Consider the following 14,568-nt stretch of genomic DNA (forward strand, 5'->3'; position numbering starts at 1 on the left):
GACCCCGGCGACGCTACCGACACCGCGAGCCCCCGGCCGGAGGGAAACCGGTCGGGGGCTCGCGGGAAGAGCAGCGGGATCAGGCCAGCAGGGCCGGGATCGTCGCCTCGTGGGCCTCGCGGAGTTCCGCCAGGGGGAGCGTGAACTCACCCTGGACCTCGATCTCCTCGCCGTCCACCACACCGATGCGGGTGGCCGGCAGACCCCGCGCACCGCACATGTCGGTGAAGCGGAGCTCCTCGCTGCGCGGGACGGCCACGATGGCCCGGCCCGCCGACTCGGAGAAGAGGAAGGTGAAGGCGTCCAGACCCTCCGGGACCACGATCCGCGCACCGTTGCCGCCGCGCAGGCAGGACTCGGTGAGCGCCTGGATCACGCCGCCGTCGGACAGGTCGTGCGCGGCGTCGATCATGCCGTCGCGCGAGGCGGAGATCAGGATCTCCGCGAGCAGCTTCTCGCGGGCCAGGTCCACCTTGGGCGGCAGGCCGCCCAGGTGGTCGTGGACGACCTGCGACCAGGCCGAGCCGCCGAACTCCTCGGCCGTGTCACCGAGCAGGTACAGCAGCTGGCCGGCCTCCGCGAACGCCATCGGCGTACGGCGGTTGACGTCGTCGATCACGCCGAGGACCGCCACCACCGGGGTCGGGTGGATCGCGGTGTCGCCGGTCTGGTTGTAGAGCGAGACGTTGCCGCCCGTCACCGGGGTGCCCAGCTCCAGGCAGCCGTCGGCGAGACCACGGGTGGCCTCGGCGAACTGCCACATGACGCCCGGGTCCTCGGGGGAGCCGAAGTTCAGGCAGTCGGAGATGGCCAGCGGCTTGGCGCCGGTCGCGGCGACGTTGCGGTACGCCTCCGCCAGCGCCAGCTGCGCACCCGTGTACGGGTCGAGCTTGGCGTAGCGGCCGTTGCCGTCGGTGGCCATGGCCACGCCGAGGTTGGACTCCTCGTCGATGCGGACCATGCCCGCGTCCTCGGGCTGCGCGAGGACGGTGTTGCCCTGCACGAAACGGTCGTACTGGTCGGTGACCCAGGACTTCGAGGCCTGGTTCGGGGACGAGACCAGGGCCAGGACCTGCGCGCGGAGCTCCTCGGAGGTCTGCGGGCGGGGCAGCTTGCCCGCGTCGTCGGCCTGGAGGGCGTCCTGCCAGTCGGGGCGGGCGTACGGGCGGTGGTAGACCGGGCCCTCGTGGGCGACGGTGCCCGGGGGCACGTCCACGATCTGCTCGCCGTGCCAGAAGATCTCCAGGCGCTCGCCGTCGGTCACCTCACCGATGACGGTGGCGATGACGTCCCACTTCTCGCAGATCTCCATGAAGCGGTCGACGTGCTGCGGCTCGACGATCGCGCACATGCGCTCCTGCGACTCGCTCATGAGGATCTCCTCGGGCGAGAGCGTCGCGTCGCGCAGCGGGACGGTGTCCAGCTCGACGCGCATGCCGCCGGAGCCCGCAGAGGCCAGCTCGGAGGTGGCGCAGGAGAGCCCGGCGCCGCCCAGGTCCTGGATCCCCGCGACCAGCTTCTCCTTGAAGATCTCCAGGGTGCACTCGATGAGGAGCTTCTCCTGGAAGGGGTCGCCGACCTGGACGGCGGGGCGCTTGGTCGGCTTGGTGTCGTCGAAGGTCTCGGACGCGAGGACCGAGACGCCGCCGATGCCGTCGCCGCCGGTGCGGGCGCCGTAGAGGATGACCTTGTTGCCGGGGCCGGAGGCCTTGGCGAGGTGGATGTCCTCGTGCTTCATCACGCCGATGCAGCCGGCGTTGACCAGCGGGTTGCCCTGGTAGCAGGCGTCGAAGACGACCTCGCCGCCGATGTTCGGCAGGCCGAGGCAGTTGCCGTAGCCGCCGATGCCCGCGACCACGCCCGGCAGGACGCGCTTGGTGTCGGGGTGGTCGGCGGCGCCGAAGCGCAACGGGTCCACGACGGCGACCGGGCGGGCGCCCATGGCGAGGATGTCGCGGACGATGCCGCCGACGCCGGTGGCCGCGCCCTGGTAGGGCTCGATGTACGACGGGTGGTTGTGCGACTCGACCTTGAAGGTGACCGCGTAGCCCTGGCCGACGTCGACGACGCCGGCGTTCTCGCCGATGCCGACGAGCATGGCGTCGTTCTGCGGGGCCTTCTCACCGAACTGCTTCAGGTGGACCTTGCTGCTCTTGTACGAGCAGTGCTCGGACCACATGACCGAGTACATGGCGAGCTCGGCGCCCGTGGGGCGGCGGCCGAGGATCTCCCGGATGCGGGCGTACTCGTCCTCCTTGAGGCCGAGTTCCTTCCAGGGCTGCGCCGAGTCCGGGGTCTCGGCGGCGTGCTTGACGGTGTCCAGAGTCATGCGGAGACCAGCTTCTTCAGGATCGAGGTGAAGAATCCGAGGCCGTCGGTGCGGCCCGTCCCGATCAGCGGCTCGACCGCGTGCTCGGGGTGCGGCATGAGGCCGACGACGTTGCCCGCGGCGTTGGTGATGCCGGCGATGTCGCGCAGCGACCCGTTCGGGTTCATGTCGACGTACCGGAAGGCCACGCGGCCCTCGGCCTCCAGTTCGTCCAGCACCCGCTCGTCGGCGACGTAGCGGCCGTCCATGTTCTTGAGCGGTACGGAGATCTCCTGGCCGGCGGAGTAGTCGCCGGTCCACGAGGTCTCCGCGTTCTCCACCCGCAGCTTCTGGTCGCGGCAGATGAAGTGCAGGTGGTTGTTCCGGAGCATCGCCCCCGGCAGCAGGTGGGCCTCGGTGAGGACCTGGAAGCCGTTGCAGATGCCGAGGACCGGCATGCCGGCCTTGGCCTGGTCGATGATGGTCTCCATCACCGGCGAGAACCGGGAGATGGCTCCGGCGCGCAGGTAGTCCCCGTAGGAGAAGCCGCCCGCGAGGACGACCGCGTCGACCTGGTGCAGGTCCTTGTCGCGGTGCCACAGCGAGACAGGCTCGGCCCCCGCGAGGCGGACGGCGCGCAACGAGTCACGGTCGTCGAGCGTTCCGGGGAACGTGACGACTCCGATGCGAGTGGTCACCGTCAGGCCTCGACCTTCACGGTGAAGTCTTCGATGACGGTGTTGGCGAGGAACGTTTCGGCCATCTTGTGGATGCGGTCGAGGGCGGTCTGGTCGACCGGGCCCTCCACCTCAAGCTCGAAGCGCTTCCCCTGACGGACGTCGGCGATCCCCTCGAAGCCCAGGCGCGGCAGTGCACGCTGCACCGCCTGGCCCTGAGGGTCGAGGATCTCCGGCTTGAGCATGACGTCGACTACGACGCGTGCCATCGGGCACTCCCGTGGGTGTTGGTGCGGAGGCGGTTCCCTCAGCGTACCCGTCCGAAATTTCTACGCGGGTAGATATCCCGGCCCCGTGATCGCCGCCCGGTTTCGGCTTCACCAACGCTTCGCAAAATCCGCCGGAAAACCTCTCACCCGGGATTGCGGCGGGACACGCGGAGAGAATTAACTGGGCTTCGCAATGCAATGGGAATCGCGGTACAAAGGAATCCTCCGAGACGGCGACATTTGTCGCCCCACGACGGGGAACGAAAGTTGCATTGCTCCGAAACATCCATACAGGCGACATCACCGCACGTCAACGGGTGGCGACGTCGCGCGAAGGGACCGATATCCGTGGCGCAGCGCGTAGTAGTCACGATCTCCGACGACATCGACGGCGGAGAAGCGACGGAAACGGTCGTGTTCGGGATCGACGGCAAGTCGTACGAGATCGACCTCAATGTGGCCAACGCAAAGAAACTGCGGAAGACCCTCGCCCCCTTCGTGGCCGCCGGCCGCCGGCAGGCCCGCTCCGGCAAGGCCTTCAAGCACACCTCCATCGCCCCGGACCCCGCCGTCGTCCGGGCCTGGGCCCGCTCCCACCAGATGGACGTGCCGCCCCGCGGCCGCATCCCGAAGCGGGTCTACGAGGCCTACAACGAGGCTCACTGACGGCCGATTTGCCATCCACCCCCTCCGATCCGCTAGTGTGTGGATCACGCCGAGGGGCCAGACCGCAGGTCACAGCCTCGAAGGTCGTGCGGGTGTAGTTCAGTAGTAGAACATCCTCCTTCCAGGAGGAAGGCGCAGTGTGCGATTCCTGTCACCCGCTCTGCACGCTTTACCGACCACTCCGGTGGATCGGGTAGAGTGATGCTCGCATCGCCCACCGGCCATTCGGCCGGAGCGAGTATGCGGACGTAGCTCAGTTGGTAGAGCACCACCTTGCCAAGGTGGATGTCGCGAGTTCGAGTCTCGTCGTCCGCTCAGAGGACAAAGGCCCTGATCATCGATCAGGGCCTTTGTCGTGTGCCCCGATACGCTGATGCGCCGCAGTGACCGGCAAAGGTGATCGGGGGACGGGGACCGTGTCGAAGCTGACCGGATGGTGGAGGAAACGCGGCAGCGCGGGGAAGGTCGAGCTCTACACCCGCTGGTCGTTCCACTCCTTCGCCGCGATCGAGGCCTTCGCGCTTGTGATCGGGCTCGCGCCCGAGGGCTCGACGGCCGCCACCGGGGCCCTGGCCCTGCCCCTGGTCGCCCAGGTCACCCTGTCCGCGGTGCTGTCCTCGAAGGCTCTGGACTGGGTGATCGGGCGGCGCGAGCGCCCGGTGCGGCTGGCCGTCGCGCTGGGCCTGCTGACCGGCGCGCTGGCGATCGCCGTACTCTCCCTGCGCTCCGCCGGCGTCCTCGTCCACGAGGGCGTGGCCCCCGTCCTCGTCGTCAACACCATCGGCTTCGCGACGGGAGCACTGACCCTGACCCTGGCCAAGGCCCGGCACATGGCCGCCGTCGCCCCCGCCGCGGTGGCCGCCACGGCAGGCGCGGCAGCGGCCGTGGGCCTGCCCGCCGGCGAGGTGGCCGGCTACGCGCTCGGCGTCCTCTTCAGCAGCCTGCTGTTCACCCTGGCCTGCGGCTTCTCCTCCTGGCTGCTGAAGACGGTGTACGAGCTCGACCGCGCCCGGGAGCTCCAGGCGCAGCTGGCGGTGGCCGAGGAGCGGCTCCGCTTCGGGCGGGACCTGCACGACGTCATGGGCCGCAACCTCGCGGTGATCGCGCTCAAGAGCGAGCTGGCCGTGCAGCTGGCCCGGCGCGGACGCCCCGAGGCGGTGGACCAGATGATCGAGGTGCAGCGGATCGCCCGGGAGTCGCAGCGCGAGGTCCGCGACGTCGTACGCGGATACCGGGAGGCGGATCTCACGGTGGAACTGGAGGGAGCGCGCGGGGTGCTGAGCGCGGCCGGGATGGACTGCCGGGTCGAGGTCGAAGAAGGCCCGCGGCCGACCCCCGCGGTGCAGTCGGCCCTGGGCTGGGTCGTCCGGGAGGCCACCACGAACGTCCTGCGGCACGGTGAGGCGCGCAGCTGCGTGATCCGGCTGGCGGCGGCCGGGGCGGGCGCGGTGACCCTGCTGGTCGAGAACGACGGGGCGCCCGGGGCTGCGCGGGTCCCGGCCGGGCCCCCCGGTTCGGGGCTCGCCGGGCTGCGCGAGCGGCTCGCCGTGGTGGACGGCACCTTGGAGGCCGGGCCCACCGGCGACGGCCGGTTCCGCGTACTGGCCCGCGTACCGGCCCCCGGGGCGGCCGGGCGGGAGGCGCGGTCGTGAACCCCGTGCGCGTGCTGCTGGCCGACGACGAGCACCTGATCCGCGGCGCGCTCGCCGCGCTACTGGCGCTGGAGGACGATCTGCTGGTCGTCGCCGAGGCGGCCTCCGGCCCCGAGGCCCTCGCGATGGCGCGGGCGCACCGGCCCGACGTGGCGGTGCTGGACCTGCAGATGCCGGGGGCGGACGGTGTGAGTGTGGCCACATCCCTGAGGACCGAACTCCCGGGCTGCCGGGTCATGATCGTGACCAGCCACGGGCGTCCCGGGCATCTGAAGCGGGCCCTCGCGGCCGGCGTACGGGCCTTCGTGCCGAAGACGGTGTCGGCGCAGCGGCTGGCCGAGCTGATCCGGACCGTCCACGCCGGAGGGCGTTATGTGGACCCGGAGTTGGCGGCCGACGCGATCAGCGCGGGGGACTCGCCGCTGACCGCACGCGAGGCCGAGGTCCTGGAACTCGCGGGGGACGGGGCGCCGGTCGCGGAGATCGCGGAGCGGGCCCGGCTCTCGCAGGGGACCGTGCGCAACTACCTGTCGTCGGCGGCCACGAAGCTGGGCGCGGAGAACCGGCACACGGCAGTGCGTCTCGCACGGGAGCGGGGTTGGGTATAGTAGGTCCCGCGTTACGGCGCATGCGGACATAGCTCAGTTGGTAGAGCACCACCTTGCCAAGGTGGATGTCGCGAGTTCGAGTCTCGTTGTCCGCTCCACAAGAAGAAGCCCCCGGTCCTGTGACCGGGGGCTTCTTCGCGTTCTTCTTCCGGTTCGGGCGGGGTCCCGCCCCGGGAGGGGCGGGACCGGTGCCTCAGGACCAGGGGAGGCCGGTGAGCCGCTCGTACGCCTCGACGTACTTGGCGCGGGTCTGCGCGACGACCTCCTCGGGGAGGGCCGGCGGCGGCACTTCGGTCGTGCGGTCCCAGCCGGAGGCCGGGGAGGCCAGCCAGTTGCGGACGTACTGCTTGTCGAAGGAGGGCTGGGTGCGGCCCGGCTCCCACTCGTCGGCCGGCCAGAAGCGCGAGGAGTCCGGGGTGAGCACCTCGTCCGCGGCGATCAGGGTGCCCTCGGCGTCGAAGCCGAACTCGAACTTGGTGTCGGCGAGGATGATCCCGCGCTCGCGGGCGATGTCCCGGGCCCGGCCGTACACGTCGAGGGTGGTGCGGCGCAGCAGGGCGGCCGTCTCGGCGCCGGTGGTGCGCGCGACCTCCTCGTAGGAGACGTTCTCGTCGTGCTCGCCGACCTCGGCCTTGGCGGCCGGGGTGAAGATCGGGGCGGGCAGCTCGGATCCGTCGACGAGGCCCTCGGGCAGGGCCAGGCCGCAGACCGTCCGCGTCCGGTTGTACTCGACGAGGCCGGAGCCGGTGAGGTAGCCGCGGGCCACGCACTCGACCGGCACCATGTCGAGGTTCCGGCAGATGAGCGTCCGCCCGGCCCAGTCGGCGGGGGCGCCGGCCGGCAGGTCGGTGCTGATGACGTGGTTCGGGACGAGGTCGGCGAGCTGGTCGAACCACCACAGGGAGAGCTGCGTCAGGACGCGCCCCTTGTCCGGGATCTCGGTGGGGAGCACCCAGTCGAAGGCGGACATCCGGTCGCTGGCGACCATGACGAGGCGGCCGTCCTCGTCACGGTAGAGGTCGCGCACCTTGCCGGTGTGGAGGTGGACGAGGCCCGGCACCTGAACCGGCTCGGGCTTTTCGACGAATCCGGACACGGGGTCTCCCTGTGGTTCTGTACGAGCGCAGCCCCATTGTCCCGTACGTGGCCGGGTGCGGCCCTGGCGGGGGGCTCAGTCGCGCTTGCAGATCCGGTCGAGGAGGTTGGCGGTGGCCCGCTGGACCCGTTCGTCGACGTGACCCGGCCGGTCCAGGGCCGGTGACCAGGCGAAGGTGCCCGACGCGAAGACCAGGGCGCCGCTCGGAGCCCGGTACAGGGAGGTCTCCTGGTGCCGTTTGGTGCCCTCGGTGTCGAGGTACGGGGAGTGCGCGAGCAGGATCCGGTCCTGGTGCTCGGGGAGCTGGATGCGCGGGAAGTACCGGTCGGCCTCCCCGGCGACCAGGCCCGGGAGCTCGTCGTTCTCGGCGGCGCCGGTGGAGTCCCAGAGCCAGTGGGTGGCATTGCGCACGATCAGCGGCGCGGGCTCGGGGACCCGGCCCGCGTACTGGATGCCGAGCAGCTGCTGCTCCGGGCGGTCGACCTCGCGCCACAGGCAGGGGCGGCCCGGGCCGCGGCGTTTTCGGCAGGTCAGGAGCCGGTCCTCGATCCCCGAGGGGGAGGGGGCGAGCTCGACCTGCCAGTACATGGTGTTGGCGGAGAGGAAGACGAGCGAGGTGCCGTGGTCCCGGGCGCGCTCGACGGTGCGGCGCATGGGAGCGGACCAGTACTCGTCGTGGCCGGGGAAGACCAGGCCGCGGTAGCGGGTCGGGTCGACCCGACCCGCGTGCAGGTCCCGCGCGTCGGCGTAGGCGAGGTCGTAGCCGTAGCGCTCGGCCCAGCGGATGAAGTCGTAGGCGTGCCCGACGTGGAGGGGCAGGCCCGCGCCCGCGTAGGGGCGGTCGAAGGAGACGGTGACGGCGGCGTCCCGCTCGCCGAGCAGCCGGCCCTCCTCGTCCCAGGCGTGGTAGAGGCTCGCGCCGGTCCGGCCGTCCTCCGGGTAGAGGTTGTAGGCCTGCCAGGTGATGTCGGGCAGGAGCAGGAGCAGGTCGGCCGGGTGGTCGTCCCGCACGGTGAAGGGGATGTGCGAGCGGTAGCCGTCGGTGGTGGTCAGGACGGCCACGTACGCGCCGGGGGTCCAGAAGGAGGGGACCTGGAGCCGCCAGGACAGCCACCAGTGGTGGCAGGAGACGGTGCGGTCGGCGGTGAGCGGGGCCGGCTGGACGATGCCGGAGAGCCGGGGGCTGGTGGTGATCTTGAAGGCGCCGTCGCCGCCGTAATGGCCGATGCGGTAGACGTCCACGGAGAACTGCTGGGGCGGGTCCACGGTGATGTGGAAGTCGATGGCCTCGCCGGGCGCGACGGCTCCGGCGGAGGAGAAGCCCTTGATCTGCCGGTGCACGTCGTCGGCGGTCCGCGGTCCGCCGGTGCTGCCGGCGGGCGGCTGCCCGGGGGCCAGCGCGGGGTCCACGTACCAGGGCACGACCTGGCCGGTGTCGTCGAAGTAGAGCTCGCTGCCGCGCAGCCACGGCAGGGGCCCCTGGCCGAAGGGGTCGTTCACCGCGTGCGCGAGGGCACCTGACTCCCACCGCCGGATCGGGTCCGCACCCATACCGCTCCCCTCCCTCGCTCCCCCGGATCGCTTGTTCCCGGACCATCGCGCGGCACACTGTCGAGGACTTCGAACTGCTACCGGTCCCAGCACATCACATAACGCGCCCAGTCCGTCACCGTTCGTCGCGAATTGACGCTTCACACCGGGGTGCGCGGGCGGGAGTGGGCCCGGGAATCCCGGGGTCAGACCAGGCGGACCGGCTTCTCGGGGCGTACGCCGAGGTCCGCCAGCCAGTCGCGCAGCGGCTCGGGGTCGCCCTCCTCCACCAGGGACAGCACGTGCGGGGCGAGGTCGGTGCGGCGCTCGCCGCCGATCAGGAGGATGGGGCCGTCCAGCCAGTCCAGACCCGGATCCGCCCCCACGAAGTCCACGGCCGCGGCGCACACCATGGCCGTGACGTGGTCGGCGAGCAGGTCCCGCCCGCTCCGCGGCGGCTGCAGCGGGAACAGCGGCACCGTGTCCGCCCCGCGCGCCTTCACCGTCCCGGCGTCGGAGCCCGCGCCGTCGCCCCCGCCCGCTCCCGCGGAACGTTCCTCCCGGGCCAGATCGCCGCTGAGGCGGCCGGCCAGCGCCTCCCCGGGCGCGCCGACGCCTCCGGGAGCCGCGAGGTAGCCGAGCACCCGGTCCAGCGTCGGCCCCGGGCCCGCCGGGACGGCGAGGGCGTCCAGCGCGGCATGCAGCCGGGCCGCCTCGGCCCGCCACTTGCGGTCCACGACCTCCTCCGGATACGCCGCCCACTCCACCGGCGACCAGTCCGGTCCCGCTTCGGCCGGGCCTCCGTGGAACAGCCGCGCGGCCAGCAGCGAGGCGGCCTCGTCGACCGCGCCCGGCTGCTCCAGCAGATCGCACGCGGGCCGTTCGCCCAGCCGCGCGGTGAACCCGTCGGCCAGCCGGTCCCGGCGCGACAGCTCCGTCAGGGCGGAGACGACCCCGGCATCGAGGTGCGCGGGCCAGCGGCCCATCCGCCAGGCCGGCAGTGCGACCCGGGTCAGCAGTCGGTCCCAGCCCGCGTAGGCGAGGCCGACCTGCTCCTGGGCGACGATCCGCAGCCCGTAGTCCACTCCCTGCGCCCGGTCCGAGGCGGCCGCGGCCACCCCGCGCTCCATCTCGGCGGCGTCCTCCCGGCACAGCCGCAGCAGCAGCCGGGCCGGGCGGGCGATCCAGCCCAGGCCGGGCCGGCTGCCCACGTCCACGGCTGCGTCCAGCCCCCGCACGAAGCCACGGGCGTCGGCTATGTCCGGATGCGCCGAAGGACCCGTACCGGCGACGACCGGCGCGAGCACCGCCCGCAGCTCCGCGACCCGCATCCACCACAGGAACGGCGAGCCGATCACCAGCACGGGCGCCGCACCCGGCGCGGACTCGGGCACGGCGGGTCCGGTTGCGCCGGCGGAGGTGCGGGCGCGGCCGCGGCGGTGCGCCGCGTGCGTGCGGTCCTCCAGCCAGCTGTCGCAGTCCGGGGTCAGGGCTATGGCAGAGGGCGCCGGCACGTCCATCCGGTCGGCGAGGTCGCGCACGAGCCGGTACAGGTCGGGCGCGGCCTCCTCGGTCAGCGGCACCGTCGGCGTGACGGCGGGGCGGGCGCCCAGCACCACCGCGGCGAACACGCCGCCGACGAGCAGCACGATCCCGGCGAGCACGCATACGACGAGGGTGACCACCGGCCAGGGTGCACCGGTCAGCCGCCCCGTCATCCGGGCGCTCACGAGCACCACCGCGAGGGCGGCGGGCGCCACGGCGACGGCCAGCGCCCTGCTGCGCACCCGCAGCACGGCCAAGGCCCGGGAGCGCGCGGACGGCGCGCCCACTTCGACGATCGAACCGTTTCCGGACACGGCCGGACCTCACCCCCTCTGCCCTGCGGCGGTTTTGCTCACTCCCCCACTGTGACACCCGCCACTGACATCGCAATGCCGGTGGGCCAAGTGCCGGAATGCTTGCGCCGCACCCTAGTTGGGGAGCGCGCGGCAGTCAGCCGGACCGGGTGACGATCACCCGATGGAATGGCTTTGGGTAAAGGTGGCTGCGTTCGAACGCGGCTGGATGCACTCGCACGCGGACACGCGCGCGGGCCCGGTGCCCACAGGGGTGCGCACCGGGCCCGCGGCTGCGAGTCCTGCTGCTCAGCGGCCTTCGGCCGCCTTGGCCGCAATGTCCGTACGGTGCTGGGATCCGTCCAGCCGGATCCGCGCGACGGCCTTATACGCCTTCTCGCGGGCCTGCGCCAGATCCGAACCGGTCGCCGTCACCGACAGCACGCGACCGCCCGCGCTGACGACCGCGTCGCCCTCGCGCCGGGTCCCGGCGTGCAGCACGTACGCGTCGGGGCCGTCCTGCGCGGCCACCTCGGCGAGGCCCTCGATGGGGTCGCCGGTCCGCGGGGTGTCCGGGTAGTTGTGGGAGGCGATGACCACCGTGACGGCAGCGTCGTCGCTCCAGCTGAGCGGCGGCTCGGCGTCCAGGGTGCCGCGGGCGGCGTTCAGCAGCACGCTCGCGAGCGGGGTGCGCAGCCGGGCCAGGACCACCTGGGTCTCGGGGTCGCCGAAGCGGGCGTTGAACTCGATGACGCGGACGCCGCGCGAGGTGATCGCGAGGCCCGCGTAGAGCAGTCCCGAGAACGGCGTGCCGCGGTGGCGCAGCTCGTCGACGGTCGGCTGGAGCACGGTCTCCATGACCTCGTCGACCAGCTTGGCGTCGGCCCAGGGCAGGGGGGAGTACGCGCCCATGCCGCCGGTGTTGGGGCCCTGGTCGCCGTCGAGCGCGCGCTTGAAGTCCTGCGCGGGCTGGAGCGGCAGCACGGTGACGCCGTCGGTGATGGCGAAGAGGGAGACCTCGGGGCCGTCGAGGTACTCCTCGATGACGACGCGGTCGCAGCCGAGCGCGTGGGCGCGGGCCGCCTCCCGGTCCTCGGTGACCACGACGCCCTTGCCGGCCGCGAGCCCGTCGTCCTTGACGACGTACGGGGCGCCGAAGGCGTCGAGGGCCGCGTCGATCTCCTCCGCGGTGGTGCAGACGTAGCTGCGGGCGGTCGGGACGCCCGCGGCGGCCATCACCTCCTTGGCGAACGCCTTGGAGCCCTCCAGCTGCGCGGCCTCGGCGGAGGGGCCGAAGACGGGGATGCCGGCTGCGCGGACGGCGTCGGAGACCCCGGCCACCAGCGGCGCCTCCGGGCCGACGACGACCAGGTCGACGCCGAGCTCGGTGGCGAGGCGGGCCACGGCCGCGCCGTCGAGGGCGTCGACCGGGCGCAGCTCCGCCACCTCGGCGATGCCGGCGTTGCCGGGGGCGCAGTACAGCGCGTTGACGTCGGGGTCGAGGGACAGAGAGCGGCACAGGGCGTGTTCGCGGGCGCCGCCGCCGATGACGAGGACCTTCACGCCATGCAGCCTAGCCCGCGCGACCGGATGCCCTTCGTGCGGCCACCCAATGAGACGGCCCTACTCGTTCGTGTATTCCTCTATAACGGTGGCTCCGAGCTCACGCACGATGAGGTCGTGTCCGGTCAGGGCGCTCTCGACGAGATCGGGATCGTCCTCCTCCGGTACGTCGTCCTCGGGGGCGACCGGAGGGGGAGCCTGCTGGACGGGGGGCTGCGGCGCGGGAGCCGACTGGTGGGGCTGCTGCTGGGGCTGAGGCTGTTGCGGTGCCTGGGGCGACTGCTGGGGCTGCTGCGCGGGCGCGGGAGCCTGCGGGGCGGCGGGCCGGCTGTACGCCGGAGCGGGCGGCGCGGCGTACGCGGACGCCTGCGGAAGCGGCTGACCGCCGCCTCCGACGACCGCTTCGATCTTCCAGTGGACCTGGAACTGCTCGGCGAGGACCGCCTTGAGCACGTCCTCACTGCCGCTGCTCGCGAAGTTGTCGCGGGCGCCGACATTGGGGAAGCCGAGCTGGAGGGTCGTCCCGTCGAAGCCGGTGACCTGGGCGTTCTGGCTGAGCAGGATCCAGGTGAAGCGGCGGCGGTTCTTGACGGCCTCCAGGATCCCGGGCCACATCGCCTGCACCTGCCCGGCGCCGGCGGCCATGCCGGGTCCGGCTGCGGGCGCCGCCGCGGGGGTGGGGGCCGCCGGGGCCGGGGTCGCGGCGGATGCGGGAGGCGTGGTGGCGGGGGCGCCCTGGCCGGGCGCGGCGGCGCTGGGCCAGGCCCCCCGGGCGGCGGCCGCGGAGCCGCCCCCGGCCGACGCGGCGGAGCCCTGCGCGGGAGCCGCGGCCCCCGGCCAGGCGCCGGGCGCGGGCGTGCCCGCACCGGGCTGCGCGGCACCGGGCCAGGCACCGGGTGCAGCGGCCGGAGCAGCGGCCGCGGGGGCCGGAGCGGGCGTCGGAGCAGGCGCGGACTCGGGCTCGGGCTCGGGCTCGGGCTCAGGCGCGGGCGCGGGCGCGCTCGGTGCGGGCGCGGGGTGTACGGGCAGCGCGGCCACCGGAGCCATGGCGTGCGCCTCGGGCCCGGGCACGTAGCCCATCGCGGGCGGAGCCGCGGCCTGGGCGGCGGGGACCATGACGCCGGGCCGGAGACCGCCGCCGGTCCGCTCCAGCCGGTCGAGCCGGGCCTGCACGGACCGCTCGTCGTCGAAGGCGGCGGGCAGCAGCACCCGCGCGCAGATCAGCTCCAGCTGCAGCCGCGGCGAGGTGGCGCCCCGCATCTCGGTGAGCCCGGTGTTGACGAGATCGGCGGCCCGGCTCAGCTCCGCGGCCCCGAACACCGAGGCCTGGGCCTGCATCCGCTCCACCACGTCGGCGGGGGCGTCGATGAGCCCCTTCTCACCGGCGTCGGGCACGGCGGCCAGGATCACCAGGTCCCGCAGCCGCTCCAGCAGGTCGGCGACGAACCGGCGCGGGTCGTTGCCGCCCTCGACCACCCGGTCGACGACCTCGAAGGCGGCGGCGCCGTCCCCGGCGGCGAAGGCGTCGACGACGGCGTCGAGCAGCGAACCGTCGGTGTACCCGAGCAGAGAGGTGGCCATGGCGTAGGTCACGCCCTCGTCCGCGGCTCCGGCGAGCAGCTGGTCCATGACGGACATGGAGTCACGCACGGACCCGGCGCCGGCCCGGACGACGAGCGGCAGCACGCCGTCCTCGACCTTGGCCCCCTCGCGCCCGCAGACCTCGCCCAGGTAGTCGCGCAGGGTGCCGGGGGGAACGAGCCGGAAGGGGTAGTGGTGCGTACGGGACCGGATGGTCCCGATCACCTTCTCGGGCTCGGTCGTGGCGAAGATGAACTTGAGGTGCTCCGGAGGCTCCTCGACCACCTTCAGGAGGGCGTTGAAGCCCGCTGAGGTGACCATGTGGGCCTCGTCGATGATGTAGATCTTGTAGCGGCTGGAGGCGGGCCCGAAGAAGGCCTTCTCCCGCAGGTCACGGGCGTCGTCCACACCACCGTGCGAGGCGGCGTCGATCTCGATCACGTCGATGGACCCGGGCCCGTTGCGCGCCAGGTCCCGGCACGACTGGCACTCCCCGCAGGGCGTGGGCGTGGGACCTTGCTCACAGTTCAGGCAGCGGGCCAGGATGCGCGCGCTGGTGGTCTTGCCGCAGCCGCGCGGGCCGCTGAACAGGTACGCGTGATTGACCCGGTTGTTCCGCAGGGCCTGCATCAGGGGGACAGTGACATGCTCCTGTCCGATGACCTCGGCGAACGACTCGGGGCGGTAGCGGCGGTACAGCGCAAGGGACGACACGTCTACGAGGTTATCCGGGCCCACCGACAAAGGCGGCCCGCCGGCCAGGGGCGGTCTGCCGGCCTA

At 72.7% G+C, this 14,568-nt stretch carries 11 protein-coding genes and 3 tRNA genes; 6 read left to right on the forward strand and 8 right to left on the reverse strand.

The genetic code is table 11. The annotated features are described in order from the left end of the window. Window positions 1-79: 79 nt before the first annotated feature. From purL to purS, 3 genes are read right to left on the reverse strand one after another with little or no spacing between them, the layout of a single operon-like run. The gene (gene purL / locus AC0666_RS06800) at window positions 80-2,329 is read right to left on the reverse strand and encodes a phosphoribosylformylglycinamidine synthase subunit PurL (protein ID WP_478707210.1); all 2,250 of its coding nucleotides are present in this window, start codon (window positions 2,327-2,329) and stop codon (window positions 80-82) included. Then, on the reverse strand, window positions 2,326-3,006 hold the full coding sequence (gene purQ / locus AC0666_RS06805) for a phosphoribosylformylglycinamidine synthase subunit PurQ (protein ID WP_361715821.1): 681 nt from the start codon (window positions 3,004-3,006) through the stop codon (window positions 2,326-2,328). Before purQ ends, purL begins: the two co-directional genes overlap by 4 nt. 2 nt (window positions 3,007-3,008) lie before the next feature. Beyond that, entirely contained in the window at window positions 3,009-3,254 is a 246-nt protein-coding gene (purS, locus tag AC0666_RS06810) for a phosphoribosylformylglycinamidine synthase subunit PurS (protein ID WP_356845514.1), read from the reverse strand. A 348-nt stretch (window positions 3,255-3,602) separates the two neighbouring features. Here purS and AC0666_RS06815 point away from each other — a divergent pair, with 348 nt between their 5' ends. The 6 genes from AC0666_RS06815 (at window position 3,603) to AC0666_RS06840 (ending at window position 6,278) form a co-directional block, all read left to right on the forward strand. Then, window positions 3,603-3,920 carry a histone-like nucleoid-structuring protein Lsr2 gene (locus AC0666_RS06815; protein ID WP_361715824.1) on the forward strand — a complete coding sequence of 106 codons (318 nt, stop codon included), beginning with the start codon at window positions 3,603-3,605 and terminating at the stop codon, window positions 3,918-3,920. 88 nt (window positions 3,921-4,008) lie between these two features. Then, a tRNA-Gly gene (locus AC0666_RS06820) sits at window positions 4,009-4,080 on the forward strand. An 82-nt stretch (window positions 4,081-4,162) separates the two neighbouring features. Next, window positions 4,163-4,235: transfer RNA gene (locus AC0666_RS06825), tRNA-Gly, on the forward strand. Between the two features lie 101 nt (window positions 4,236-4,336). Then, the gene (locus tag AC0666_RS06830) at window positions 4,337-5,572 is read left to right on the forward strand and encodes a sensor histidine kinase (protein WP_478707211.1); all 1,236 of its coding nucleotides are present in this window, start codon (window positions 4,337-4,339) and stop codon (window positions 5,570-5,572) included. Then, window positions 5,569-6,180 carry a response regulator gene (locus tag AC0666_RS06835; RefSeq protein WP_468966357.1) on the forward strand — a complete coding sequence of 204 codons (612 nt, stop codon included), beginning with the start codon at window positions 5,569-5,571 and terminating at the stop codon, window positions 6,178-6,180. The genes AC0666_RS06830 and AC0666_RS06835 overlap by 4 nt, the downstream gene beginning before the upstream one ends. A gap of 22 nt (window positions 6,181-6,202) precedes the next feature. Further along, window positions 6,203-6,278 (forward strand) — tRNA-Gly (locus AC0666_RS06840). A gap of 95 nt (window positions 6,279-6,373) precedes the next feature. Here the strand turns inward: AC0666_RS06840 and AC0666_RS06845 are convergent. The 5 genes from AC0666_RS06845 to AC0666_RS06865 all read right to left on the reverse strand — a co-directional run bounded on the left by AC0666_RS06845 (window position 6,374) and on the right by AC0666_RS06865 (window position 14,502). After that, entirely contained in the window at window positions 6,374-7,276 is a 903-nt protein-coding gene (locus tag AC0666_RS06845; RefSeq protein ID WP_468966354.1) for a phosphoribosylaminoimidazolesuccinocarboxamide synthase, read from the reverse strand. Between the two features lie 75 nt (window positions 7,277-7,351). Then, window positions 7,352-8,827 carry a N,N-dimethylformamidase beta subunit family domain-containing protein gene (locus tag AC0666_RS06850; RefSeq protein WP_478707212.1) on the reverse strand — a complete coding sequence of 492 codons (1,476 nt, stop codon included), beginning with the start codon at window positions 8,825-8,827 and terminating at the stop codon, window positions 7,352-7,354. A 185-nt stretch (window positions 8,828-9,012) separates the two neighbouring features. Further along, window positions 9,013-10,665, reverse strand: coding sequence for a hypothetical protein (locus AC0666_RS06855; protein WP_468966350.1), 1,653 nt, complete (start codon window positions 10,663-10,665; stop codon window positions 9,013-9,015). Between the two features lie 288 nt (window positions 10,666-10,953). Beyond that, window positions 10,954-12,207, reverse strand: a complete 1,254-nt coding sequence (purD, locus tag AC0666_RS06860; protein ID WP_478707213.1) for a phosphoribosylamine--glycine ligase — start codon at window positions 12,205-12,207, stop codon at window positions 10,954-10,956. 60 nt (window positions 12,208-12,267) lie between these two features. After that, complete coding sequence (locus AC0666_RS06865) at window positions 12,268-14,502, reverse strand: DNA polymerase III subunit gamma and tau (protein ID WP_478707214.1); 2,235 nt, start codon at window positions 14,500-14,502, stop codon at window positions 12,268-12,270. Window positions 14,503-14,568 lie beyond the last annotated feature (66 nt).

This window comes from Streptomyces sp. NPDC043680, assembly GCF_056436685.1.